We start from the raw sequence: 24,954 nt of genomic DNA on the forward strand, positions 1-24,954 counted from the left end.
CCTGTATTAGCTAAATGTGTTGGTGACTTCCTGCAGATCTTTATCGTCCAGCTCGCGCTCGAAACTGCGTAAACGTTTGTAGATGGACATCAGTTCCACCAGCGTGGTCCAGGAGCTGATCAGATACTGGAACGAGCCGCGCACCTGTCCAAAGACGTTGGTGATCTGCGTCATCAGGCCCAGCGTAATCGTACCCGCAACAATCGACGGGAACAGCAGGAACAAACCGAAAACGTTATCAACCTGCAGATACAGAATGCGCGCAATGTTGAAATACATGTAGTGGAAATAGAGGCGGAAATAGTTGCGACGCACCGCGCCAAACAGCTCGCGAACGGTCGGTGGTGAGGCGCGGTTAGCATCATCTTCGCCGTAGACCAGCTCTTTACGGTAAGCCGCTTCGACACGCTGATTTTTAAACTCCAGACCCGGCAGCTTGATACCGACCACCGCCAGCAGCCCGGTGCCCATCAATGACCAGACAATCGCGGCGATCACCAGACCATACGGCAGGTGACCAATAATCGGCAGTTCCGGCACGTGCGCGGAGAGCGTCACCAGCACCGGCAGGAAGGCAATCAGCGTCATAATGGCGTTGATAAAACTGACGCCCATGTCTTCAAGCGTAGAGGCAAAACGCATGGTGTCTTCCTGCACACGCTGCGCGGCACCTTCGATATGACGCAGGTGCTGCCAGTGCGCCATATAGTGTTCGTTCATGGCGGTACGCCAGCGGAAGACATAGTGGCTGACGAAGAAATTGTTCATCACGCCAATGATCACCGCAATCAGGGCGATACCGAGGAAGATACCCACCTCATGGTAAAACTGGTTAATCGTCACCTTATGCGGGGAACTCAGCGCCGTCTGGATCAGATCGTAGAAGGGCGCATACCAGGCGTTCACCGCCACGCCAACTTCGACAAGGAACCAGGTCACAAAGACGATCAGCGAGGTGCCCAGAATCGACCAGTATTGCCAGCGGTGCGGAGAGTAGATAAACCAGAAAAGCGCAAACACGCCCACGCACACCGTATAGTAGGCGTAGAACAGCAAATAACTTAGCGACCAGAAGCGCGCGGCGCTGATTGGCACCTCACCCGTTGCCCCCGTGATACGCGTTAGCCATGCGCCGCCGCCCGCCTGCCAGAAAATGACAGCAATCAGTGCCCAAATAAATGCCGACAGGAAAAAAGGCCCCGGCTTTGGGAAAAAAGACTTAAACATTGTGCTTCCTTCTTGTTGTTATGGCTGTTGCTGTGCTCAACACATCGCCACACGAAAATCTGACCTGAACCCGCCAGTGGCGCAGGTAAAAAGGTCAGACCCGTGGGTTTATTATTAGTTCGCTTTCCAGTTTTCGAGAATTGTTTCGGTGCGTTTCACCGACGGTGGGTTGGCAGGGGCGATAAAGTTACGCCAGACATCGTTGTAGTGGTCAATCAATACCTGGGCTTCCGCCGCCGGGCGATTAGCCGTGGTGTGGGCATCTTCAGCAACCGTGATGTGGTAGCCCCGGCTGACACCGTTTTTGAGGGTGGCATCAACACAATAATCGGTGGCACAGCCGCAAATGACAAACTCACGAATGCCCTGCTCACGCAGCAGCGCCTCAAGCGCGGTGTTGTAGAAAGCATCACAGGCGGTTTTAGTGACGTACAACGCGCCTGCTGGCTGGTTTAGCTCAGGAAGCAATGCAAACCCTTCACTTCCCTCTTCCAGGCCCCCGGCTTCGGTATGCTGTATAAAAACCACCCTGTCGGCTGCCTGCGTAAGCTGGTTGATCAGAGAGACACATTTCTCGCGCTGATGACGCGGCGTCTCGAATACCCCGTTCTGCATATCAACCACCATAACCACACGCTTATCAGACATACCTTTCTCCGCAAGATTGAGTCGCACTGGTGCCTATCATAAGCCCGATGTCACAAAATGGGATCCAGGCCGCAGGTAAATTGTTCATATTTACCCATGGTTACGTTTTTCTCGCTATCGTTATGCAATTCGGGCCTTTGCAGCTTACCGATTAGTAGTATAAATACCCCTAACTTTCCTTATTTACTTGATGGATGCTTTTCGTTGAAACGTTGTCTGCTCTCTTTCGCCGCGCTTTGTGCGGTGAGCTTTTCCACCGCCCAGGCAGCACAGCCGCTGACGGCCCCGGTTTTAGCCTCTGATATCGCCGATCGCTACGCGAACCTGATCTATTACGGTAGCGGCGCGACGGGAATGGCGCTGGTGGTGATTGACGGTAACCAGCGCGTGTTTCGCAGCTTTGGTGAAACGCGCCCGGGAAATAACGTTCACCCGCAGCTGGATTCGGTGATCCGTATTGCCTCCATCACCAAGCTGATGACCAGCGAAATGCTGGTGAAGCTGCTTGACCAGGGCGTGGTCAAACTCGACGACCCGCTCAGCAAATACGCGCCACCCGGCGCTCGCGTCCCGACTTATCAGGGTGCGCCAATCAGACTGGTCAACCTGGCGACGCACACCAGCGCCCTGCCGCGCGAACAACCTGGCGGCGCGGCACATCGTCCTGTGTTTGTCTGGCCGACGCGCGAACAGCGCTGGAATTACCTGAGCACCGCGACGCTGAAAACCACGCCGGGTTCGCAGGCCGCCTATTCAAATCTGGCGTTTGATCTGCTGGCCGATGCGTTATCGACCGCTTCGGGTAAACCCTACCCTCAGCTGTTTGAAGAGCAGATTACGCGCCCGTTGGGAATGAAGGACACCACCTTTACCCCCTCCCCGGACCAGTGCCGTCGCCTGATGGTCGCTGAAAAAGGTGCCAGTCCGTGTAATAACACCCTGGCGGCGATCGGCAGCGGTGGCGTGTATTCCACGCCTGGCGATATGATGCGCTGGATGCAGCAGTTCCTCTCTTCGGATTTCTACTCTCGCACTCAACAGGCCGATCGCATGCAAACGCTGATTTATCAGCGTACCCAACTGACCCGCGTGATCGGCATGGACGTACCAGGCAAAGCCGACGCCCTCGGTTTGGGCTGGGTGTACATGGCACCGAAAGACGGCCGCCCGGGCATTATTCAGAAAACGGGCGGCGGCGGCGGATTCATCACCTATATGGCGATGATCCCGCAGTCCAACGTAGGGGCGTTTGTGGTCGTTACCCGCTCGCCGAACACGCGCTTCGTCAACATGAGCGATGGCATCAATAATCTGGTTGCCGAGCTGAGCGCAAATAAAGCGCAGGTGCTGACGGCATCGAACTGACCTAATAGTCCGCGGGCAAACGGTTGATGCCAACCAGTTTGCCCCGGCTCATCGTAATATAATTACCCTGCCGCAGCGCTGCTAAAACTTCCGCGACCACAGAGCGCGAGATCCCTGTGCTGCGCTGAATATGATTCATAACGCCAATTTTTGAGCGCAGCGTTTCATCCCACTCGGCCATATTCATGAGCATGGCCCGGATCTGGCTGTAAGAGTTATTCCCCACCAGCTGCATGTCACGTTTACCCAGATGATGGTTAATCCATGACAGCCAACAAAATGCGTCTTGCCAGAGTGAGGCTTGCTGAAGCCGTTGGTACAGAGAAGAGGCTGGTAAATAAAAACCTGAGCAATGTGAATGTGCCATCATTACATATTCCTGATGGCTATTATTTACCCACGCGCTTAAACCATAAATATAGGGTGCCTTCGCAATGCCTACGAGAAGTTCATCTGACTTTCTGTGAATCGCAACGACGCCGGTTTGTATTACAAATGTGTATGGAACATCATCCTCATTATTGGCGATTGAAATTAATTTCTGTGGCGCGGTCTTAAAAGGGGTGCTGCCGATTTCCAGGCAGTTTACGATCCGGTTTAATTCAGAAAGTGGTTTCGCATTAACACTCATGCACACCTCACGTCATCTGTATCTGTCGGTTCTCTATTATTTTTTTAATTGACATATAAAAAAGCGGGGGAAATATTCCCCCGCTTTTTAAATTTTACCAGGTATATTTCACACCCAGATTTGCACCCCAGTTCTGGTCAACGTCGCCGCCGCCGAGATAAGTTGCATCAGTATAAGCACTGAAGTTCTTCGTGAAGCTGAACTGCGTGCCCAGGCCCACGCGAACCGCAGAACCTTCTACACCGTTATCGATGCTGTCGTCGTTCACATCAGCATTGTTGTCGGCATCGTCATACACATAAGCCAACTTGAAGTAAGGCGTCAACGCCTGCTCTCCGCCGTAGTTGAAGGTATAACCCGCATCAACGCCAAGCTCATAACGCAGGCTGTCATAAGACTGCCCGTCGATACGCATGTCGTTGCTCAACCGGTAGTCATCACCGGACTGGAACAGGCCCGATACCGCCGCGTAAGGCGTCACGTAGCCAGACGCGTTTGGTTTCCAGTCATAGCCCAGCTTCATGCCAAAGCCGACCGCATCGGTCGTGGTGTCACCGTCAACGTACTGGCCGTTGCTCATGGTAGCGGAGAGCTCATTGTTGAAGCGGGTGTAGCTCAGGGAGCTGTCGAGGAACAAGTCATTCATGAACTTCGCTGACGCGTAGACCATCGCCGTCTGACTGTCCTGATCAACCTGACCGGTACGATCGCTGATATCGCCCTTCGCAAAGCCTGCTGCACCACCTACGATCCATTTCGCATTGTTGCCGTCAATCTGGGTATCCAGACCGACCATAATGCCGCTCACGTCCTGATCGTAGCTAACGGTGCCGTTATCAGCGTCGAAATTGCCGCCAAAATAACTCACCCACGCCCCGCCGTTATCCGCCAGACCATGACGGCTGTTGGTCAGACGCGTGCCGACGGTATCCTGCTGCAGATTCCAGATGTTGGTATTGGCAGAAGGAATGCTTAGCGCCATATTGGCGTAGTCGGTCAGCTCAGTCTGCTGCAGGACAACAGTGTCCCCTTTCTGCTGCGCCTGGTAGGTGTAAGCACCTAAATCGGCTTTGTTTGCAGCAGTAAAGCTAGCTGTGGTATCCGCGTTATTGTCATAGATGCGGACGATCTCTTTATTTTTGTAATCGGCAACGGAACCGGCACCGGTCGCATCATCGATGCGCACTTTGTAGTTACCTGCAACGTCACCGTTCACTGACAGATGGCCATCAGAATTAATCGCCACAACGCCGTGGTCGTAATCGGCATTATACTTATCGTTGGTGATATAGCGCGCGTTGTTCAGATCGCTGTTCAACACGTAATCGCGGCTGGCAACGTTCAGCACGCCACCGTCGGTCAGTACCATGTTGTGGGTATCAACCTGACCCATACCCAGCGCCAGCTCGGCACCGTTGTCTACAGTGATGGTATTGGCATACAGCTCAGCCGTCTCTTCGGTCAGAGCAGCACGGCTGTAGCTGTCCAGATACAGATGGTCGGTTGCCACACCACCGCTGTCACCGATATTCAACGATGAGGCATTAGTCAGAGTGATGGTATCCGCCAGCAGGCCAGAGTTTTCAACATTGACCTGAGACTGGTTGTTTACCGCCAGCGCGTCGATGTTAGAAACCTTACGGGTATCCCACTCGGAACCGTTCTCCAGCGTCACGTTAAACAAACCGCTCTGATAAACCTCTTCACCCGCAACGTGATCATTGCTGTCAAAGGTTGAATCAGGCCAAATGCTGTTCGGTGACAGGGCCTGCCAGTCAACGTTACTGTAACCCTGGCCATACATCTGTGCAGTGCCAATAGCTTCAACGCTGGACTGGGCTGCACCAACCCATTTGCTGCCATTGGTCAGAGTGACGTCCAGCTTATCAGTACCGTCCCAGCCGTTGGTGGTTGGGTTATAGACACCGTCTGCACTGGTATCCGTTGCCGGATCGCCGTTCGGGTAGAAGTTGTTGTCGAAGGTACTGGAGAAAAGAATGTCGCCAGTAACGGTGGAGTGATCGAACGTGGCAGAAGTCTGCATCGCATTATCAGACGCGCTGGCTGCTACAATCAGCGCCGCATCATCCGCCGCTCTCGCGTTAGTTTCACCATAGTCGCTCGGCTTCGCGGTTTGACCGTAGAATCCACTATAACCCAGATCGCTGTACGCACCCGAGGTCAGTACAGAATCTTTCACCAGCAGCGTGTCGGTAAAGACATTGCTGCTGTTGGCGACACCTTCAACACCGTCATACGGGGTGTTGTCGAGCTCCTGATAACCCTGCGTTAGCGTAATACCCGCTACGTGGGAGTTATTCTGAATAACGATATCAGACTCTACATCCAGCGTAATCGCGTTACCCAGAGCATAAGTATCCTGATAATGGGTTTCGGTGGTGTCACCATTCACAACCTCATAAGCATAATGCTCATAGGTGTCGTTGATGGTAGAGTGATCAACGGTCAGACTAAAACGATCGTACTGTGAATGTGTCGTGCCGTCGGTATCCAGGCCGTCAGCACACGAAGTGGTCATACATTCAGAGGTGATCATGCCATTAATGGTGCTATTTGAAATGCTCAACGCATTCGCCCGGCCATTCACGCCATCATCAAGATAGTATGTCGAAATAACACCGTTTACCGTGGATTTGTTAATCACCGGATAAATGTCACCATCATGGGTGGCATCCGAGTAATCCCAGTCTGCATAACCATAATACCATGGTGTAGAAGCAGTATTATCATATCCAAACGTATTATACGTCGTACCGGAAATATCTTTCGCATTAGCCTGAGAAGCGATAGCCAGGGTGCAGGCTAATGCAAGTTGAGATACAACCAGTTTCTTTTTCCATGTTTGCATTGGGTCATCCCTCCTCAGGGACGTAAGCAAGTTTGTCCATCAAATCATTTTGCAATGTTTAATTGCGGAGGGAATTATGCAGTTTCATTTCGAAAAGGTTCAATGAATGATTCAATTAAGTCCGTATCCAGACAACCCGCACCAAAAAATCGAGGCAACAGCCATCATTATGAATAAATATTATAAAATCAGCCTATTGCAGACTTATTTCATTCGCTTTGAATATATAATAAAAAATAATAGATCATTTATAATGATAAATTCCCCTCTATCCAAAACCGCCGCCAATATTTAACGTCGCGTAAAAAAAAGATAATTTACGTTATTATATATCCCTACCATGCGGCTTGTTTTGGCGCATTCCGCAAAATCAAAATGCCCAATTTCGTAAAACACCCCTCTTCACTTTCATGTACACTAGTCTTCTTTGTTCCACAAACATCAGGCATACCATGACCGATTTAATTGCACGTCCCCGCCGCCTGCGCAAGTCACCTGCACTGCGCGCTATGTTTGAAGAGACAACCCTGACCTTAAACGATCTGGTGTTGCCGATTTTTGTCGAAGAAGAGATCGATGACTACAAAGCCATCGAAGCCATGCCGGGCGTAATGCGCATTCCGGAAAAACATCTGGCACGTGAAATTGAACGCATCGCCAACGCGGGGATCCGCTCGGTGATGACCTTCGGCATTTCACACCATACCGACGCCACCGGCAGCGACGCGTGGAAAGAAGATGGCCTCGTCGCCCGCATGTCTCGCATCTGCAAAGAGACCGTGCCGGAAATGATCGTCATGTCCGATACCTGCTTCTGCGAATACACCTCACACGGCCACTGCGGCGTGCTGTGCGATCACGGCGTGGACAACGATGCCACCCTGCTGAACCTTGGCAAGCAGGCTGTAGTCGCTGCCGCTGCCGGTGCGGACTTCATCGCGCCATCTGCGGCGATGGACGGACAGGTTCAGGCTATCCGTCAGGCGCTGGACGCAGCGGGCTTTACCGACACCGCCATCATGTCTTACTCCACCAAATTCGCCTCCTCCTTCTACGGCCCGTTCCGTGAAGCGGCAGGCACGGCGCTGAAAGGCGATCGTAAGACTTACCAGATGAACCCGCTGAACCGCCGCGAAGCGATTCGCGAATCCCTGCTCGATGAAGCCCAGGGCGCAGACTGCCTGATGGTGAAACCCGCGGGCGCGTATCTTGATATCCTGCGCGACATCCGCGAGCGCAGCGAGTTGCCGCTGGGCGCTTATCAGGTCAGCGGCGAGTACGCGATGATCAAATTCGCCGCGCTGGCGGGTGCGATTGACGAAGAGAAAGTGATCCTGGAAAGCCTCGGCGCGATCAAACGCGCGGGTGCGGACCTGATCTTCAGCTACTTCGCGCTGGATCTGGCCGAGAAAAAAATCCTCCGCTAATCTTCACCAAACTGCAATACAACCGACATCTGCTCCTTCTACTGTCTTCGCAAGACGGCAGGAGGAGTAACCATGTTTAGCCTCGATAGCGTTCTCGACGATCTTTGGCCTCAGGCGAGGCCTGCACCCTGGCAAAAAAGTCTGTTAAAAAGACTGTTTTACGAAGACGAATTTCAGCAATTTGCCGCAGCCCACCGCCACCTGAAAGGGCTGGATATGGTGGAGCAAGTTCTGGAACACCTTGATATTCTCTGCACCGTTTCCGCCCGCGATCTCGAACAAATCCCCGAACATGGCCCGCTGGTCATTATTGCTAACCACCCGACGGGGACCCTGGACGGGCTGGCGCTGTTGTACGCCGTCTCCCGCGTGCGGCGCGATGTTAAAGTCGTCACCAACCGGATGCTGACGCACCTTGAGCCCCTCAGCTCGCTGTTTATCCCGGTGGACAATATGGGCGGCAGGACGGCGAAAACGTCGCTGGTCCAGATGGAACAGCATCTGCAAAACGCGGGCGTGCTGATCTTCTTCCCGGCCGGAGAAGTTTCCCGCCCCACGCGCAAAGGCATTCGCGATAAAAAATGGCACTCTGGCTTTATCAAACTCGCCAGCAAGCTGCGTGCCCCGCTGCTGCCGGTGCATATTCAGGCGCATAACAGTCTGCTCTTCTATGCCAGCACGCTGGTGTCGCCCACGCTGTCCATGCTGTTGCTGATGCAGCAGATGTTCCGCCGCCGCCATAGCCAGCTGCCGATTAAAATCGGCCAGCAGATTGCGTGGAACAACTGGTTTAGCGCCACCCTTTCGTCGCGTGAGATGGCCGAGCAGTGCCGTCAGCACGTGATGCGTCTTGGCAAGGGAGTGCCTGGCGTCTTTAAAACCCAGTGCGCCATTGCTCGCCCGGAAGACCGGGCTACGCTGAAACGCGCGCTGGCGCAGGCCGAATGTCTGGGCAATACCAGCGACGGTAAAACCATCTATCTTTGGCAGCGCAACGGTCAGGAAGACGCCCCGCTGCTGCGCGAGCTGGGCCGCCTGCGCGAGATTGCGTTTCGCGCGGTGGAGGAAGGGAGCGGCAAGCGCCGGGACACGGACAGCTACGATGATGATTATCTCCACCTGATCCTCTGGGATGATGAGGATCTGGAGATCGTCGGCGCGTACCGCTTTATGCCTACCGCCAGCCAGGTAGAACGTCGCGGTCCGGACGGGTTGTACAGCTATAGTCTGTTCCACTACGACGACAAAATGCAGGACGTGCTGGAGCACGGTATTGAACTGGGGCGCAGCTTTATTCAGCCGCGCTACTGGGGACGCCGCGGCCTGGATTATTTATGGTCCGGGATTGGTGCCTATCTCGCCCGCTATCCGCACTACCGCTACCTGTTTGGCCCGGTCTCCATTTCCGGCGGCTTACCGCCTGCCGCGCGGGATCTGCTGGTCGCATTTTATCGCCTGTGGTTCCCGGCAACGCATCCGCTGGCCGCGTCACGTCAGCCCTATCCCGCATCGCTGCCGGACGTGCTCGCGCAGTTTGGCGGCGTGGATTACGTGGACGATCTGACAAAGCTGAAATCCCTGCTCGGCAATCTGGGCTGCGGCATTCCGCCGCTCTACAAGCAGTATTCCGAGCTTTGCGAACCCGGCGGCGTGCAGTTTATTGATTTTGGCAGCGACCCGGCGTTCAACAACTGCGTCGACGGGCTGGTGCTGGTGGATTTGTGTTACCTGAAGGCGAACCGCTATCAGCGGTATATTGAGGCGCACCTTTAGATGTGCAGTTTTTTGTAGGCCGGGTAAGCGCAGCGCCACCCGGCAAGAACGGTGCACAATTGCCGGGTGGCGGCTACGCCTTACCCGGCCTACGTGTACTACGGGATCAAGGGCGGTAGAACGGCTTATCCCCCAAAATCGTCGCCCGCTGCATAATCCTGCGCTGCGGCAGATAGTCCGCATTGGCATAGTGCTGCGTTACGCGGTTATCCCAGATCGCCAGGTCGTTCTCCTGCCAGCGCCAGCGCACCTGAAACTCCGGCTTAGTGACATGCGCAAACAGGAACCCCAGCAGCGCCTCACTCTCTTTCTCGGACACGTCCACAATGCGCGTCGTGAACCCTTCGTTTACGAACAGCGCCTGCTTGCCCGTCACCGGATGGGTCCGTACCACCGGGTGCAGCAGCGGAGGATGCTTCGCAACCGCCTCCTGCCAGCGCTGATGCTCCTCTTCCGTTTTACGGTACTTGTACTCCTGGAACGATTTTTTGAAGTCGTGCTCCGCCCGCAGCCCGCTCAGCAGCGTCCGGAACGGCGCGGAGAGCGCCTCATACGCCGCAATCCCACTGGTCCACAGCGTATCGCCGCCCGTTTCCGGCAGCAGCTTCGCCGCCAGAATCGCCCCGGCGGGAGGCGTTTCGATAAAGGTCACGTCGGTGTGCCAGTTGTCGTTATCCGGCGGGTTATCGTTGTGGGTGTCCAGAACGATAATCTCCTCCACCCCTTCCGCATGTGGATAGACGGGGTGGATATGCAGATCGCCAAAGCGCAGGGCCAGCGCGCGCTGCTGCTGCGGGGTGATCGCCTGTCCGCGCAGGAACACCACCTGATGGCGCAGCACCGCGTGGTACAGCTGCTCGAACTGGTTATCGCTCAGCGGACGGGTCACATCCAGGCCCGACACCTGCGCGCCAATGTACGGTCCCAGCGGGGTAATGGTCAGACGTTCACTCATTGTATTTCTCCATGCCAGGGCGTCAGGCGGCGCTGTAACGCGCGCAGCCCCAGTTCTAATCCGAAGGCGATCGCGGCGATCACCGCGATCCCTGCCAGCACCACGTCAGTCGCCAGGAACTCTCCCGCCGACTGCACCATAAACCCAAGGCCGCGCGTGGCTGCAATCAGCTCTGCCGCCACCAGCGTGGACCAGCCTACGCCGAGGCCGATGCGCAGCCCGGTTAAAATCTCCGGCAGTGCGCCCGGTAAAATCACGAACAGCAGCACCTGCGTGCGGCTGGCACCCAGCGACTGCGCCGCGCGGATCCGCACCTGCTGGGCGCTCTTCACGCCCGCCAGCGCCGACATGGCTACCGGGGCGAAAATCGCCAGATAAATCAGCAGGATTTTTGACGTTTCACCGATGCCGAACCAGATAACCATCAGCGGCAGATAGGCCAGCGGCGGCACCGGGCGGTAAAGCTCAATCAGCGGGTCGAGAATGCCGCGCACCGTCGGGCTTAAGCCCATCGCGATCCCAACCGGAATACCGATAATCACCGCTGCCAGCAGCGCCACCAGAATACGTGCCAGACTTGCACCTAAGTGCTGCCAGAGCGTGGCATCCATAAAGCCCTGCGGCCCGGCGATGGTAATGAGTTTGGCCAGCACCTGTCCCGGCGGCGGCAGAAACAGCGGGCTGACCCAGTGCTGGGCAGCAACCGCCCACCACACCGCCAGTAAGACCAGCAGCGTACCGACGCTCAAGGTGATTTGACGCGAGAAAGGCCAGCGCAGCGCCAGACGCGTGCGGCGCGTTTTTTCACTGAAGACGATGCTCATGAGAAAGCCTCCCGTTGTTCAAACACGCGGCTTAAGACGTATTCACGCTGTTCGATAAACAGCGGGTCGGATTTGATGCTGCGCACGGGTTCTCCCGCGACGTAGCGGCGGGCGAAATCCAGCGCCAAACGCTCCAGCACGCGGCCCGGCCCCGGCGAGAGCAGCACCAGCTCCGTCGCCATAAACACCGCCTCTTCGATATCGTGGGTAATCAACAGCACCTGCTTGCCCGTCTCGTGCCACAGGCGCAGCAGCAGAGTTTGCATCTGCTCGCGGGTGAAGGCATCCAGCGCTCCGAACGGCTCGTCCAGCAGCAACAGCTGCGGATTCGCGGCCAGCGCGCGGGCAATCCCGACGCGCTGCCGCTGGCCGCCGGAAAGCTGCCAGATAAAGCGTTTTTCCGCCCCTTCCAGCCCCACTTTTTTTAGCATCGTTCGTGCCGTTTCCAGCCGCTGTTCGCGATTGATGCCCGCAAGCTGTAGCCCAAACGCCACGTTTTCCTGCACGTTGCGCCAGGGAAGCAATCCTTCGTTCTGGAAGACCACGCCGCGCTCGGCGCCAGGACCTTCAACCTTTTTGCCTTCCAGTTGGATGGTGCCATGCTGATAAGGGACAAACCCGGCGATCAAATTCAGCAGCGTGGTTTTTCCGCACCCGGACGGGCCCAGCACCACCAGCAGCTCACCGCTGTCCAGCGTCAGGTTGATATCCTCCAGCGCGGGCTTACCACCGTAATCGGCATACAGGTTCGTGATATTCAGCATGGCGGACTCCTTATTTCACAAAACGATCGGTCACGTACTGGCTGTAATCCGCCGCTACCGCAGGCACTTTGCCCTGCTCTTTCAGGAAGGTGGCGGTATCCACAATCGCTTTGTTCACCGGCCCGGTCAGCTGCTGCACCTGCTGCGCGGGCGTCAGATAGGTATTGCCTTTCACCAGTCCCGGCACGTCCGCTTCCGGCACGCCGCTCAGGCGGGAGAGTTTTTCCAGGTTGGCGGGCTGCTTCAGCCATTCATCCGGGTTAGAGATGTACGGCTGCTGAGCGTCAATCGCGCTTTTGGCGAAGGCTTTCACCACCTCAGGATGTTTCTCGGCAAAGTCTTTGCGCACGACCCACACGTCGAGGGTTGGCGCCCCCCACTGGCCCACTTTTTCAGAGTCGGTCAGCACGGTGCCGTCTTTTTCCAGTTCGTTCACTGCCGGTGCCCACACATAGGCCCCGTCAATATCCCCGCGCTGCCAGGCCGCGATAATCGCCGGCGGTTGCAGGTTGATAATTTGTACCTGACCCGGCTTGATGCCCCAGTGTTTCAGCGCCGCAAGCAGGCTGTAGTGGGTGGTGGAGATAAACGGCACGGCGATGCGTTTGCCGATCAGATCTTCCGGTTTGGTGATGTTTTTCTTCACCACCAGCGCTTCAGAGTTACCGAGCTGCGAGGCGAGCAGGAAAACCTCGATCGGCACCTGCTGGCTGGCCGCAACCGCCAGCGGGCTGGAGCCAATATTGCCGATCTGCACGTCGCCGGACGCTAACGCACGCACGACGGACGCCCCACTGTCGAACTTGCGCCAGTCGACTTTTGCGCCGCTCTCTTTGGCAAAGGTGTTGTCCGCCTGCGCGACTTTCGCCGGTTCCGCAGAGGTTTGATACGCGACGGTGACGTCCACCGCCTGCGCCTGGAATGCCCACAGCGCCAGTGCGCCGAGAAGTGTGATTCGCGATGAATTTGCCATAGTGCCTGCTCCCCTTGTTGTTATGAGGGCAGTATTTCCGGCGCGGGAATTTTGATAAAGGAATAAAAAAGAATCGCTAATGACGATTCGTTTTTAGAAAAAAAACGGGAAAGGATAGTTGGTTTTGTGCGGTTGGTTTGTACCGGGTGGCGCTGCGCTTACCCGGCCTACGGTTCGTGCAATTTGTAGGCCGGGTAAGGCGTAGCCGCCACCCGGCAAAAGACTCAGCGCTGCGCGTTCAGCTCAGCAATGTCTTTCGGCGTGGTCCGACAGCATCCGCCAATCAGCTTAGCCCCGGCAGCCAGCCACTGCGGCAGATACCCTGCCAGCGTCTCGCACGCTTCACCGTGGTGGTGCCAGGTTTTGGTTACCGCGTCATAGTGCTCCCCTGAATTCGGGTAAACCACCAGCGGCAGCGACGTCAGGCTTTGCAGATGTTTCAGCGCCGCCGTGGTGTTTTCCAGAGCGATGCAGTTAATGCCCAGCGCGACAATCTGCGGTGAGTTTGCCAGCGCGCTGACCACCTCACGCAGCGGCGTACCGTCGCTCAGGTGCTCACTGTCTCGCAAGGTAAACGAGAACCACGCCCGAGCGCGGGGATATTCAGACAGCAGCGCCGCCAGCGCCTTAATCTCTTCAAAGGACGGCAGCGTTTCGCAGGCCAGCAGGTCAGCGCCCGCATCCAGCAGCGCTTCCACGCGCGGACGATGGAAGGCAGTAAACTCCCCGGCGCTGCGCACGTAGTCGCCGCGATACTCTGAGCCATCCGCCAGATAGGCGCCGTACGGCCCAACGGATCCCGCCACCAGCAGCGTGCCCGCATGCGGGTTTTCGGCCAGATACGCTTCTCGCGCCTTACGCGCCAGCTCCACGCTTTTGCCAATCAGCGAGCGGGACTGCGCCTCGTCCAGACCGCGCGCGGAAAAGCCCGCAGGCGTGGCCTGATAGCTGGCGGTGATCGCCACCTGCGCACCCGCGCGGTAGTAATCAAGATGTACTTCGCGGATAAGTTCCGGGTTTTCAACCAGCACTTTGGCAGACCAGAGGCTGTCTGCCAGGTTACAGCCGCGCGCTTCCAGCTCCGTCGCCATCGCGCCATCCAGCACCACAAACGGCTGCTTTTCAAGGATGGCGGTAAGCGGATTATTCTGCGACATGTTCAGGCTCCTGCGATGTCAGATTTCGGGTCAGGTAGTACGCACCATAACACAGGGCGACAAAAGGCAGCCCGCAATAAAGGGCAATGCGCTGGCTCGGATCAAACCACAGGCCGACACAGGCCACCACGCAGAGGATAAAACCGAGCACCGGCACCAGCGGATACCACGGCGCACGGTACTGCAGCGCAGAGAGCGGCTGGCCGGACTGCAGATGGCGACGACGGAAAACAAAGTGCGACGCGCAGATGCTGATCCACACCGCCACCACCGCAAAGCCAGAAATCGCAGACAGCGCGACAAACACCGTGTCCGGTGCCACGACGCTTGAGAACAGCGCCAGCACGCCGCCGAGCATGGAGACCGACAGCGCCGTCAGCGGCACGCCGTTTTTGTTGACGCGGGCAAAGCATCGCGGCAGCGTTTTCTCATTCGACAGCGACCACAGCATGCGGCCAGACGCGTACAGGCCGGAGTTCGCCGCCGAGAGGATCGCCGTCAGGATCACAAAGTTAAAGATATCCGCCGCGTAAGGAATACCGACCTTTTCGAACACCAGCACGAACGGACTTTTTTCTACCCCGGCCTGCTGCATCGGGATCAGCGCCGCCAGCACAAACACGGTGCCGATAAAGAAGATAATGAGGCGCGCGATGGTGGTGCGGATGGCGACTGGGATCACTTTGTGCGGATTTTCCGTTTCCCCCGCCGCGATACCGATGAGTTCAGTCCCGGAGAAGGCAAAGTTCACCGCTACCATGGTCATCAGGATCGGCAGTCCACCGTGCGGGAACCAGCCTTCGGCGGTGATGTTGCTTAAGCCCGGCGCGGGTGCACCGTCCTGCATCGGGATAAAACCAAAGATCGCCGCACCGCCGAGAATAATAAAGGCAATGATGGTGATGACTTTCACAAGTGAGAACCAGAATTCGCCTTCAGCAAAGAAGCGCGTCGAGATGACGTTGAGGCCAAAAATCACCGCGCAGAAGACCACGCACCACGCCCAGACGGGCACCTGCGGGAACCAGTACTGCATACAGAACCCGGCGGCAGTAAAGCTCGATCCAAGCGCCACCGTCCAGGTGAGCCAGTAGAGCCACGCCACGGTGTAGCCCGTCGCCGGGCCAAGGTAGCGAGCGGCATAGACGTGGAACGCGCCGGTTTCCGGCATCGCCACGGAAAGTTCGCCCAGACACTGCATCACCAGCCAGACCACCAGCGCGCCAATCAGGTACGCCAGCAGCGTGCCCGCCGCCCCGGTCGTGGAAATGATGTATCCGGTATTGAAGAATAACCCTGTGCCAATCACACCGCCCAGCGAGAGCATAATCAGGTGGCGTGTTTTCATGGTGCGCTTAAGCTGCCCATTTTCTTGTTGTGTTTGCATATTACCTTCTATACGTATGGACATCTAAACATCCAAAGAAGGTGTGTTATACCGCGATTGTTAATAAAAAGCTAGATGACCAGACGCAGACGGGCGCGTCGCGCGCTGAGTCTGGGGTGGGTTGTGAGGATCACATAGAGAATCGGACGCCAGGCCATAAGCACCTCCGCAAGCAGATGTTTACAGCATGGTGCGGGAAGAAGCGATCTTCGGTCAGTCGAAAGTCGTATCCGTAAAGAGTGAATTTATACCGCAACACCGTCTGTAGGGCAGGTAAGGCGCAAGGGTTGGTAAATCCTACAATCAGTTCTATAGTCGACACAGTTTCTTAGTAACAGGACTGACTGATGCGCTTTAATGGACTGACCAAAGGTTTCTTTATCTTTATTCTTGCCCTTGTGACCTGGGCCTTCTTCGACGTGCTGTCGCCCTACTTCTCCGCGATCCTGTGGGCCGCTATTCTGACCGTCATCTTCAACCCGGTAAAAAACAGGCTGCGCGCCGCTCTGGGGGATCGCAACGGACTTGCTTCTCTGTTGACCATTGGCATTATCTGCCTGATCGTCTTTATTCCGTTGATGGTGATCCTCTCCTCGCTCGCCATTGAGCTGAACGTGGTCTATACGAAGCTCCAGGAAAACAACACCCAGTTTCCGGAAGTGGTGGCGAGCATCTTCAACCATCTGCCGGACTGGGCCAGCGGCTTCCTGGCGGACCACAACCTGACTAACGCCGCGCAGATCCAGAAAAAACTCTCTGACGTGGCGTTGCAGGGGGGGCAGTATCTGGCAGGCAGCGCGTTCCTGATCGGTAAGGGGACGTTTGGTTTTGCCATCAGCTTCGGCATCATGCTTTATCTGCTGTTCTTCCTCCTGAAGGATGGACCGTATCTGGTGCGCCAGATCCTTGATTCCCTGCCGCTGTCTGATTTCGCCAAGCAACACCTGTTCGCCAAATTCGTCGGCGTCTCGCGGGCGACGGTAAAAGGCACGGCGGTTGTCGCAGTGGTGCAGGGCACGCTCGGCGGGATTGCGTTCGCTATTGCGGGCATTGATGGCAGCATACTGTGGGGCGCGCTGATGGCCTTTCTCTCGCTGGTGCCTGCCGTCGGCTCGGCGATTGTCTGGGTGCCTGCGGCTATTTTCCTGTTCGCCACCCACCAGCTGTGGCAAGGGCTGTTTATTGTTGGCTTCTTCGTGATTATCGTCGGGCTGGTGGACAACATCCTGCGCCCGCTGCTGGTGGGGAAAGACACCAAAATGCCCGACTACCTGATTCTGATCTCCACCCTCGGCGGCATGGAGCTGTATGGCATTAACGGCTTTGTCATTGGGCCGCTCATTGCTGCGCTGTTTATCGCCTGCTGGAATCTGTTCTCAGGCCGCGATCACGAAGGTAACGCCGAAGAGCTGGACGCGGATTTCATCGAAGAAGGAAAAAACCCTCCAGATTTGTAGGGATGTGACGATAACGACCACACCAGGCGGCGCTGTGCCGCCTTTTTTTTCGCCTTAAATCAAACGTTTTCTATAATTTGAAGAACGCCCTCCTCTTCATGTTGTAAAAGGATCTCCAGGTGCGAATCGCGACAATAACAAACTGGGCCTACGGTGCCACGGTCTGCCTGACTATCGCCTCCGGCATTATCATGCTGATGGCCTCCGGGGCTGATACCGCCGAACGTCAGGCGATTGAACAACGCCAACGTTTTGATGAGCTTACCGAAAATATTGAAACCGATGCCTGGATACAATCCGATTTAGCGCGCCTGTACGTCATCAAAAAAAACCCGCAGATCCTCAGAGAATATAACCAATCAGAAAACAGCCTTAAGAACATTGAGCTGAAGCTTGAAAAACTCCAGGACAGCGGCGCTTCAGATGAAGAGCTGGCCCTGCTGCATGATGGCCTAAAGATTATCGATCAGCTGCAGGATGAGCAGCAGACGGCACTGACGAGCGCAGCGCGGGGCGAAGATGAACAGGCCGTTGCCCTGCTCTATGGCATGCCCTACGAACAGGAGCTTGAGCGCGCGCAAACCCAGATCGATCGCTTTCGCCAGATACTCGACAAGCGCGTGATTGCCTCCGTGCGGGAGGCGACGAAAAAATCGAAAGCGCTGCGCACGGCCTCTGAAGTGATGGTTGGCCTGACCGCCCTGCTGTTCTTGTTTGTTCTCGGCTTCATATTGAAACGTCGCGTGCTCCGCCCGGTGGTACGTCTGAGCGACGTGGTGCACCGCCTGGCGTCGCAGGATTACGCCGTCGAAACGCCCAACTTTAGCCAGATTGATGAAATTGGTGACATGGCCCAGGCCATCCGCATCTTTCGTGAAAACGGCCTTGCGCGACAGCGCCTGGAAAAAGAGCGCGATGCCGACTGGGCCATCCGCGAGCTGCTGGCGCGCATGACCCAACGGCTGCAGGGGTGTGAAAGCTTTGACGACGTGATTAACGTGGCGGAGCTGTTTGCGCCCAATATTGCGCCGGGGATAGCGGGCCGGCTCTACATTTTTGACCGCGATCCGTGGCAAATGCGCTGCGCCGCGCAATGGCTGTCGCCGACCGGTGAAGAGACGACGTTCCACCCTGATGCGTGCTGGGCCGTGCGCCGCGGTCAGAGCCATCCGCCGGTCAATGGTGAACCGGATATCGCCTGCTATCATCTCCCGCCATCACAGGCGGAAAGTTCGCTGTGTGTGCCGCTTATCGCCCAGGGCGAAGCCATTGGGTTACTCTCGTTCCAGAACATTACCCCGGAGAATGCCCCTTCACGTGCGTATCTGGAACTGATGGCCGAGGCGCTCGGACTGGCTCTGGCCAACCAGCGCCTGCGTGATGCGCTGCTGGAAAAAGCCTTGTTTGACCCGCTCACCGGCCTGCGTAATCGTCATCATCTGGAAGACACGCTGCACACGCATATGACGCAGGCAGTGCGCAACAGCGAGCCGTTAAGCTGCATGATGATCGACATCGATCACTTCAAGAGTATTAACGACCGCTTCGGTCACGAGGCTGGCGATCAGGTGATCAAAAGCGTGGCGTCGATTGTTCAGCGGGCCGCACATGACGGTGGCCTGGCATTCCGCTACGGTGGCGAAGAGTTTCTGGTTCTGCTTCCCGGTGCCGATGATGAAGAGGCGCACGCCTGCGCGCAGGAGATTTACAACGGCGTGCAGGAGCTGTCGCTTCGCTATGGGCTGACCGAGATTGGTCCGGTGGATGTGTCTATTGGCATCGCCAGCTATCCGAAGCATGCCCAGAGCGATAACCTGCTGCGCGCCGCGGATGTGGCCCTGTACCGGGCGAAAGAGCTGGGCCGCTCACGGATTGTGAGCTTTGGGATGCTGGAAGCGAGCTAATGGGGATGAGTCGGCCCCGGGTTCAGGGCCGTGTGATTGCCCAAAGCACCACCATGCCCAGCGAATTACTCCGCTTTTCCACGTACAGGGTGCTGTCGATAAAATAATTCCCCTGCGGGTAACAGATGCGGATCTCTCTCTTGAGTTCCGGCTCATAGACTTTCGCCCCCGAACAGCTTTTTCGGCTGCCGGATTCATACCGGTAAGGTTGACTCCAGGCAGAGTATTCTCCGCCCAGTAGCCAGGCCGCGGTAACGATGACGAAAATGACCACCGGCAGGCTGATGATGGTGAGGCCGAGGTAAATTTTGACAACGTCAACAACGGTTTTGCCTTTGAACGCTCTCTTCGCGATGAACATCGCCATCACCACCAGCGGCAGCAGCAATGCGCCAACCGCAAGAACCTGTTCTCCCAGGACGGTGAGAAAGGTCACGCGATAAATCTGGATTGACCAGACAACAAAACCGAAGATCAACGCCAACCCGCCAACGATGAGTGGGATCAGAAAGGCATAGCCATCTTTTTTCATGGTGAACAGTTCCTTGTTATGCGTCTGCGGTCAGAAGGGCGATCATCGCGCGAGTGGCTGCCGACTGACGACGGTGCGGCGCGAAGATCACGGAGAAAGGCCGCGAGCGCCCGCGTAAATGGGGCAGCACTTCGACGAGCTGGCCGCGCTGGATCCGCTCACGGACGATGAACTCATAGCTTTGACAGATCCCCATTCCGTGTTCAGCCAGCGATACCACGCCGAGAACATCATCTGACGTTTCGACGGTTGAAGCCGGCAGCCAGTCAACGTCGCGTCCATCATCCCGGAACACCCAGGGGGCAATACGGCCCGTACGCGGCATGATAAAAGGCAGACACATATGCTGCTGAAGTTCATCCAGCGTTTGCGGCATTCCCATCCGGTGAAGGTAAGCGGGTGAAGCGACCAAAAGCAGTGCCGCATCCTGGAGTTTACGCGCGACGAATCCACTGTCAGGCATCTGACCCAGACGAATAGCCAGATCGAACCCTTCGGCGATCAGGTCGACGTTACGATTGGTGATGTTAAGTTCCACCTTAACGCGCGGATAGTGTTGGGAAAAGCGAGCCAGCAAGGGCGGCAGACAATAATGTCCGAACGTGGTCGGGACGCTTATCCGTACCCGGCCGGTCAGATCGCCCTCCTGCCCCCGGCCTTCGCGTTCAGCTTCATCAAGCAGGGAAAAGGCAGAACGCGCCTGCTCAAGATAAATCCGTCCGGTTTCCGTTAGCCCCACGCGACGGGTGGTGCGCTGTAATAGCTGTCGTCCAAGACGTACTTCAAGGCGGGACACCGCGCGGCTTAAGACCGAGGGGGTGGTTGAAAGGGCAACCGCAGCCGCGGTAAATGAGCCATGTTCAACGACAGTAATGAAGACTTCAACATCGCCGAGATAATCGAATTTTCTGCTCATTTTGCTCTTTCAGGAACAAATGTTTTTCAATTTCGCTAATTTATCTCCGTTTGGGCGATGAGTAAAGTGACCGCACTTATCACCAAAAGGCACAAATTATGATTCTCGCACTCAACGGTCAGACTGCACGCGCCTGGGTTAACGGCCCCCGTCATCTCCCCGCCATAGCGATGGCAATCTTGTTCTCTTTCACTAGCCAGGCAAACGCGACAAATGAGCCGCCGCTTGAACGCTGGCGCAGCTATTCAGGCGTAAGCTGGGATACACCAGAGAACGGGCAGCCGGCGCTGTTTTCCGGGTCGGTTAATGCCCCAATCGCCGGTATTCACTTTGATGCAAAGGGCCGAGCCTTTGTGAGCACGCCGCGACTGGTTTCGGCCAGTGCCAGTGCCCCCGCCACGTTAAGTATTCTGGATACCCACACTCAGTCGGGCCCGGCGCGCCTGACGGCATTTCCGTCAAGCCAGGGTAATGCGGTAGATTCTGCTCCCGATCGGAACCTGCGCAACGTGCTCGGCTTTTATGTTGATCGTAAGAACGGCTGGTTATGGGCGCTGGATATGGGGTTCGTCGCGGGAGAAGCGGAATCCCCCGCAGGCTCGCAGAAACTGGTCGTGATGGATCTCGACTCGGGCCGCACGATTAAACGGATCCCACTGGACGGCGTGGCTGACCGTAAGGCGAGCTTCCTCAATGATGTCGTTGTCGACGAGGATCGTCGTATCGCATACATTTCCGACAGCGGATCGCGAAGTGCGCCTGTAAACCGTGTCGGTCTGATCGTTGTGGATTTTGCCACCGGTGCAGCCCGACGCGTACTGGATCGCCACCCTGCCCTGCAGATTGAACCCGGCGTAAAAGTCGTTTCCCACGGTGCGGAAGTGTGGCCGGGTAAACCGCTGTTGATTGGCATCAATGGCATTGCGCTTTCTCCTGATGCTGAGACATTGTACTGGACGGTGACGACGGGAACACATGCGTACGCGGTACCGACTGCCGTTCTGAAGCAGCCTGGCTTAACCGATGTGCAGATTACCGGGCACATCCAGAATCTGGGCACAGTGGGAGGCAACACGGACGGTCTGGTGACCGATGCAAAGGGCAACCTCTATATTACGGATGTCACCCGCAACGGCATTGTCAGGTATGATCCGAAGACCCGTACAATGTCGCTTATTGCTGAAAATGAATCCGTACGCTGGCCAGACACGCCAACTATTCGTCCGGACGGTGATCTGATCTTCACATCAAGTAGCCTTAATGACCACTTTGCCGGAGCAGTCAAACCCGGTCATGAACGCTACGAGCTATGGCGTTTGCCACTTGATGCTTCACAGGGCACGAAAAAGTAACGGTGCACTACGCTGGACAATCGCTAAATATGACGACGCCGCCCATTGGGTGGCGTTTTTTTTACCTGTCCATGACAGATACAATCTTTGTGGTGAGAAAATAACACGCAATTAAAGCGATCGTTTTTTAAACGCAAGAGAGTTTATTCAAGTAAGTTTAGCGTGTCTCAAAAAAAAGAGGCGTTGTATGTGATTCAAACGCACCCTTCCAAAAACAAGTAACCTTTTGATTTAATTAGACTTAATCTTCGTGCGAGTACAGAAGTAACAGCGACTCAATAAAATACATAAACTACTGTGATAACTAAATTATAATTCATATACTTCTGTTCAAAAGTGGAGGCCATAATGCGATTAACCCTAATGCTGGTATGCTGTCTGGTACAGAGTTTAGCCTGGGCTGGCGAACTGCCAAAACCCGTTGGAAAACCCATTTTGACGATTTACGGTAATATAGAAAATACCAATGAAGAGGGAAAAGCAGTGTTTGATCTCGCCAGCCTTGAAAAACTGGGTATGGTGAGTTTTGAGACGACATCTCCCTGGTACACTGGTCGTACAAAATTTGAGGGTGTCCCAATGGGCAAACTCATGGATTATGTTGGCGCGAAGGGTTCTGTCGTTAATGTTATTGCACTCAATGATTACGCTACCGAGATCCCTCTCAGCGACTTTAAAAAATACAACGCCATACTTGCCTTAAAGATCAATGGCGAATATATGCGCATTCGCGATAAAGGCCCATCATTCATTGTTTACCCTTATGACAGTCTTCCTGAATTGAATAATCAGATTTATTACTCGCGCTCGGCATGGCAGGTTAGCAAAATGAAGATTGAATAGCAGTTCAGGAGAACATAATGAACAGGATACTGGTTGGTATCATTTTTTCTCTTTTTATCACGACAGGATATATTGCATTTCTTGTTTACGATCGTCAGCAAGAGTTGCAAAAACTGACTCACTACACTGAGTCCTGGTCCGTGGCTCAACTGGTATCAGAGTATTACCGATTTGAATCATGGCTTGGTCTGTACGCAACCGATACCGATGAGGTTACGATAGACCAGGCCCGCATGCGCCTTGAAATTATGCTCAGCCAGAGTGAGTTAATGAAGGGGGGAGATTTAGGTCGCTATATTGAAAGCGATAAAACGCATCAGGCGCTCGCTGCACGCCTGGAAGAAATACTTTCTTATCTGGATAGTCATCTGGAAAAAATGAGCCATGCAGAATTGAAAAAATATTTGGCGAATATGCATCTGCTCGACGCACCACTAAGCCAACTCTCTTCAAGTGCGTTAACAAAAGATATTAATACAATTAATGAATCCAATAGAAAAATACAAATCCTCTATTATATCTATTCCGCACTCTCATTACTGCTGGTGATATTAAGCTTTATTCTTGGGTTCTTAATGATCTACCAGAACAAAAATATTCTCAAAGCCCACATGCAGGTTAAAAGCCTTGCTGACGAACTTCAGATATCAAAAGAAAAGCTACAAATTCAGAACGCGAAGCTGGAGTATGATGTTTATCATGACTCCCTTACCGGCATGAAAAACCGCCTTTTCTTCTGGGACGATCTCAGCAAAATTAATCTTCAGGCAGACAAAAACCACATCCCTGTCACGGTGATGTTATTTGATTTAGACCGGTTCAAAGAGGTCAACGATACCTATGGCCATGATGCCGGTGATTTACTGTTGAATCAGGTATCCAGACGGCTCACCTCAATGAGTAGCGCCACTGATACGTTTTACCGTTTGGGCGGAGACGAATTTGCCCTTCTGTCGAGTGGCCTCACCGAAACGGCAGCCGTTTCGCGCGCAAAAGAAATCAGTAACCATATCAGCCAGCCCTATACGATTAATAACCAGCTGATAAAAATTGCCACCTGTGTGGGTATCGTTTTATCTGATAATGAACGACGCTCTGATTATCTTTATAAATTTGCCGATCTGGCACTCTACGAGGCCAAAAAAGAGGGTTCACAGCAGATAAAAGTCTTCCGTCAGTGGATGCTGCAAAAATTGCAGGAAAGCAGAACTCTTGAGCATGATATGGCGCTGGCGCTCGATAACAATGAATTCGTTGTTTATTACCAGCCTATTGTCGATTCTTTCAGTAATGAAATCTACGGCTATGAAGCGCTTATTCGCTGGAAACACCCTGTGAGGGGGATTCTATCGCCGGATACCTTCATCTCTGTCGCCGAAAAAACCGGCAAGATCAATGAAATTGGCAAAATTGTGCTTGAGATTGCCTGCCGTGAAGCGGTTTCCTGGGCCGTTCCGGCAAGAATTTCTGTGAATGTCTCACCGATTCAGCTGGGCACCAAATCGTTTACGACGATGGTGCAGTCCATTCTGAAAGAGACAGGACTACCGGCTAACCGTCTTGAGTTAGAGGTTACCGAGTCTTCGCTCTTCAGTGACAGCAACATGCCGATCAGTATTCTTAAAAAGCTGAGATCGTTGGGCGTAAAAATTTCTATCGATGATTTCGGGACGGGATATTCTTCACTCTCAAGACTCAGTGAACTGAATTTTGACAAAATCAAAATAGACAAATCCTTTGTGAATTCTATATCCACGCAAGATGAAGCACTGAATATCGTGAAATTGATTACCGGCATGGCAAAGAGCCTCAATATGCGTGTCATTGCAGAAGGCGTTGAAACCGAAGAGCAGCTTGAACGTCTTCAGGTGCTTGGCTGCGATCTCGTGCAGGGATACCTGTTCGGAAAACCACAGCCTGAGGTGAACAAGGTAATCAGATGCAGTTGAA

The 24,954-nt window shown here is 54.8% G+C and carries 20 protein-coding genes; 8 read left to right on the plus strand and 12 right to left on the minus strand.

The features are described from left to right. Window positions 1-6: 6 nt before the first annotated feature. Both sbmA and K5E19_RS17920 read right to left on the minus strand, forming a co-directional pair. Window positions 7-1,227, minus strand: a complete 1,221-nt coding sequence (gene sbmA / locus K5E19_RS17915; RefSeq protein WP_221552370.1) for a peptide antibiotic transporter SbmA — start codon at window positions 1,225-1,227, stop codon at window positions 7-9. Window positions 1,228-1,341: 114 nt separating this feature from the next. Further along, window positions 1,342-1,875 carry an isochorismatase family protein gene (locus K5E19_RS17920; protein WP_221552372.1) on the minus strand — a complete coding sequence of 178 codons (534 nt, stop codon included), beginning with the start codon at window positions 1,873-1,875 and terminating at the stop codon, window positions 1,342-1,344. Between the two features lie 204 nt (window positions 1,876-2,079). Here K5E19_RS17920 and ampH point away from each other — a divergent pair, with 204 nt between their 5' ends. After that, entirely contained in the window at window positions 2,080-3,240 is a 1,161-nt protein-coding gene (gene ampH / locus K5E19_RS17925) for a D-alanyl-D-alanine-carboxypeptidase/endopeptidase AmpH (protein WP_221552374.1), read from the plus strand. Between the two features lies 1 nt (window position 3,241). Here ampH and K5E19_RS17930 read toward each other — a convergent pair whose 3' ends face one another. Both K5E19_RS17930 and K5E19_RS17935 read right to left on the minus strand, forming a co-directional pair. Then, the gene (locus K5E19_RS17930; protein ID WP_221552376.1) at window positions 3,242-3,871 is read right to left on the minus strand and encodes a helix-turn-helix domain-containing protein; all 630 of its coding nucleotides are present in this window, start codon (window positions 3,869-3,871) and stop codon (window positions 3,242-3,244) included. 94 nt (window positions 3,872-3,965) lie between these two features. After that, complete coding sequence (locus K5E19_RS17935; protein ID WP_221552378.1) at window positions 3,966-6,740, minus strand: autotransporter outer membrane beta-barrel domain-containing protein; 2,775 nt, start codon at window positions 6,738-6,740, stop codon at window positions 3,966-3,968. 452 nt (window positions 6,741-7,192) lie between these two features. On the opposite strand from K5E19_RS17935, the gene hemB reads away from it, so the two are divergent. Beyond that, the gene (gene hemB, locus K5E19_RS17940) at window positions 7,193-8,167 is read left to right on the plus strand and encodes a porphobilinogen synthase (protein ID WP_221552380.1); all 975 of its coding nucleotides are present in this window, start codon (window positions 7,193-7,195) and stop codon (window positions 8,165-8,167) included. Between the two features lie 72 nt (window positions 8,168-8,239). After that, window positions 8,240-9,940 (plus strand): lysophospholipid acyltransferase family protein, encoded by a 1,701-nt coding sequence (locus tag K5E19_RS17945; protein ID WP_221552382.1) that lies wholly within the window; start codon window positions 8,240-8,242, stop codon window positions 9,938-9,940. A 106-nt stretch (window positions 9,941-10,046) separates the two neighbouring features. Here K5E19_RS17945 and tauD read toward each other — a convergent pair whose 3' ends face one another. The 6 genes from tauD to mmuP form a co-directional block, all read right to left on the minus strand. Continuing rightward, window positions 10,047-10,895: a taurine dioxygenase gene (tauD, locus tag K5E19_RS17950; RefSeq protein WP_221552385.1), complete on the minus strand. Its 849-nt coding sequence runs from the start codon at window positions 10,893-10,895 to the stop codon at window positions 10,047-10,049. Continuing rightward, entirely contained in the window at window positions 10,892-11,719 is an 828-nt protein-coding gene (gene tauC / locus K5E19_RS17955) for a taurine ABC transporter permease TauC (protein ID WP_221552387.1), read from the minus strand. The genes tauD and tauC overlap by 4 nt, the downstream gene beginning before the upstream one ends. After that, entirely contained in the window at window positions 11,716-12,483 is a 768-nt protein-coding gene (gene tauB / locus K5E19_RS17960; protein ID WP_221552388.1) for a taurine ABC transporter ATP-binding subunit, read from the minus strand. The genes tauC and tauB overlap by 4 nt, the downstream gene beginning before the upstream one ends. A 10-nt stretch (window positions 12,484-12,493) precedes the next feature. Further along, a complete protein-coding gene (tauA, locus tag K5E19_RS17965) occupies window positions 12,494-13,456 on the minus strand; it encodes a taurine ABC transporter substrate-binding protein (protein ID WP_221552390.1) in 963 nt (320 codons plus the stop codon). A gap of 224 nt (window positions 13,457-13,680) precedes the next feature. Next, window positions 13,681-14,613 carry a homocysteine S-methyltransferase gene (gene mmuM, locus K5E19_RS17970; RefSeq protein WP_221552392.1) on the minus strand — a complete coding sequence of 311 codons (933 nt, stop codon included), beginning with the start codon at window positions 14,611-14,613 and terminating at the stop codon, window positions 13,681-13,683. Continuing rightward, window positions 14,600-16,000 (minus strand): S-methylmethionine permease, encoded by a 1,401-nt coding sequence (mmuP, locus tag K5E19_RS17975; protein ID WP_221552396.1) that lies wholly within the window; start codon window positions 15,998-16,000, stop codon window positions 14,600-14,602. Before mmuP ends, mmuM begins: the two co-directional genes overlap by 14 nt. A gap of 347 nt (window positions 16,001-16,347) precedes the next feature. On the opposite strand from mmuP, the gene K5E19_RS17980 reads away from it, so the two are divergent. Next, window positions 16,348-17,457: an AI-2E family transporter gene (locus K5E19_RS17980; protein WP_221552397.1), complete on the plus strand. Its 1,110-nt coding sequence runs from the start codon at window positions 16,348-16,350 to the stop codon at window positions 17,455-17,457. 119 nt (window positions 17,458-17,576) lie between these two features. Next, the gene (locus K5E19_RS17985; protein ID WP_221552398.1) at window positions 17,577-19,361 is read left to right on the plus strand and encodes a diguanylate cyclase; all 1,785 of its coding nucleotides are present in this window, start codon (window positions 17,577-17,579) and stop codon (window positions 19,359-19,361) included. Between the two features lie 22 nt (window positions 19,362-19,383). On the opposite strand, the gene K5E19_RS17990 is transcribed toward K5E19_RS17985, so the two are convergent. Together K5E19_RS17990 and K5E19_RS17995 are read right to left on the minus strand one after the other, a co-directional pair. Then, complete coding sequence (locus tag K5E19_RS17990) at window positions 19,384-19,893, minus strand: hypothetical protein (protein ID WP_221552399.1); 510 nt, start codon at window positions 19,891-19,893, stop codon at window positions 19,384-19,386. 16 nt (window positions 19,894-19,909) lie between these two features. Next, window positions 19,910-20,809, minus strand: coding sequence for a LysR family transcriptional regulator (locus K5E19_RS17995; protein WP_221552400.1), 900 nt, complete (start codon window positions 20,807-20,809; stop codon window positions 19,910-19,912). 98 nt (window positions 20,810-20,907) lie between these two features. Between K5E19_RS17995 and K5E19_RS18000 the strand changes: the two genes are divergently transcribed. The 3 genes from K5E19_RS18000 (at window position 20,908) to K5E19_RS18010 (ending at window position 24,953) form a co-directional block, all read left to right on the plus strand. Continuing rightward, entirely contained in the window at window positions 20,908-22,161 is a 1,254-nt protein-coding gene (locus K5E19_RS18000; RefSeq protein ID WP_260411838.1) for a major royal jelly family protein, read from the plus strand. A gap of 348 nt (window positions 22,162-22,509) precedes the next feature. Next, complete coding sequence (locus K5E19_RS18005; protein ID WP_010427922.1) at window positions 22,510-23,004, plus strand: molybdopterin-dependent oxidoreductase; 495 nt, start codon at window positions 22,510-22,512, stop codon at window positions 23,002-23,004. A 17-nt stretch (window positions 23,005-23,021) separates the two neighbouring features. Continuing rightward, window positions 23,022-24,953 carry a bifunctional diguanylate cyclase/phosphodiesterase gene (locus K5E19_RS18010; protein WP_221552401.1) on the plus strand — a complete coding sequence of 644 codons (1,932 nt, stop codon included), beginning with the start codon at window positions 23,022-23,024 and terminating at the stop codon, window positions 24,951-24,953. Window position 24,954: the final 1 nt, after the last annotated feature.

The sequence above is a fragment of the Enterobacter sp. RIT637 genome, from assembly GCF_019718755.1.
In the GTDB taxonomy this organism is placed as follows: Bacteria; Pseudomonadota; Gammaproteobacteria; order Enterobacterales; family Enterobacteriaceae; genus Enterobacter.

Excerpts from the sequence above, each read along its gene's own strand:
- K5E19_RS18010 (WP_221552401.1), top strand. The coding sequence starts at position 23,022 with ATGAACAGGATACTGGTTGGTATCATTTTTTCTCTTTTTATCACGACA.
- K5E19_RS17935 (WP_221552378.1), bottom strand. The coding sequence starts at position 6,740 with ATGCAAACATGGAAAAAGAAACTGGTTGTATCTCAACTTGCATTAGCC.
- K5E19_RS17990 (WP_221552399.1), bottom strand. The coding sequence starts at position 19,893 with ATGAAAAAAGATGGCTATGCCTTTCTGATCCCACTCATCGTTGGCGGG.
- sbmA (WP_221552370.1), bottom strand. The coding sequence starts at position 1,227 with ATGTTTAAGTCTTTTTTCCCAAAGCCGGGGCCTTTTTTCCTGTCGGCA.
- mmuP (WP_221552396.1), bottom strand. The coding sequence starts at position 16,000 with ATGCAAACACAACAAGAAAATGGGCAGCTTAAGCGCACCATGAAAACA.
- tauD (WP_221552385.1), bottom strand. The coding sequence starts at position 10,895 with ATGAGTGAACGTCTGACCATTACCCCGCTGGGACCGTACATTGGCGCG.
- tauC (WP_221552387.1), bottom strand. The coding sequence starts at position 11,719 with ATGAGCATCGTCTTCAGTGAAAAAACGCGCCGCACGCGTCTGGCGCTG.
- K5E19_RS18000 (WP_260411838.1), top strand. The coding sequence starts at position 20,908 with ATGATTCTCGCACTCAACGGTCAGACTGCACGCGCCTGGGTTAACGGC.
- K5E19_RS17920 (WP_221552372.1), bottom strand. The coding sequence starts at position 1,875 with ATGTCTGATAAGCGTGTGGTTATGGTGGTTGATATGCAGAACGGGGTA.
- K5E19_RS17945 (WP_221552382.1), top strand. The coding sequence starts at position 8,240 with ATGTTTAGCCTCGATAGCGTTCTCGACGATCTTTGGCCTCAGGCGAGG.
- tauA (WP_221552390.1), bottom strand. The coding sequence starts at position 13,456 with ATGGCAAATTCATCGCGAATCACACTTCTCGGCGCACTGGCGCTGTGG.
- K5E19_RS17930 (WP_221552376.1), bottom strand. The coding sequence starts at position 3,871 with ATGAGTGTTAATGCGAAACCACTTTCTGAATTAAACCGGATCGTAAAC.
- mmuM (WP_221552392.1), bottom strand. The coding sequence starts at position 14,613 with ATGTCGCAGAATAATCCGCTTACCGCCATCCTTGAAAAGCAGCCGTTT.
- K5E19_RS18005 (WP_010427922.1), top strand. The coding sequence starts at position 22,510 with ATGCGATTAACCCTAATGCTGGTATGCTGTCTGGTACAGAGTTTAGCC.
- K5E19_RS17995 (WP_221552400.1), bottom strand. The coding sequence starts at position 20,809 with ATGAGCAGAAAATTCGATTATCTCGGCGATGTTGAAGTCTTCATTACT.
- hemB (WP_221552380.1), top strand. The coding sequence starts at position 7,193 with ATGACCGATTTAATTGCACGTCCCCGCCGCCTGCGCAAGTCACCTGCA.
- tauB (WP_221552388.1), bottom strand. The coding sequence starts at position 12,483 with ATGCTGAATATCACGAACCTGTATGCCGATTACGGTGGTAAGCCCGCG.
- K5E19_RS17980 (WP_221552397.1), top strand. The coding sequence starts at position 16,348 with ATGCGCTTTAATGGACTGACCAAAGGTTTCTTTATCTTTATTCTTGCC.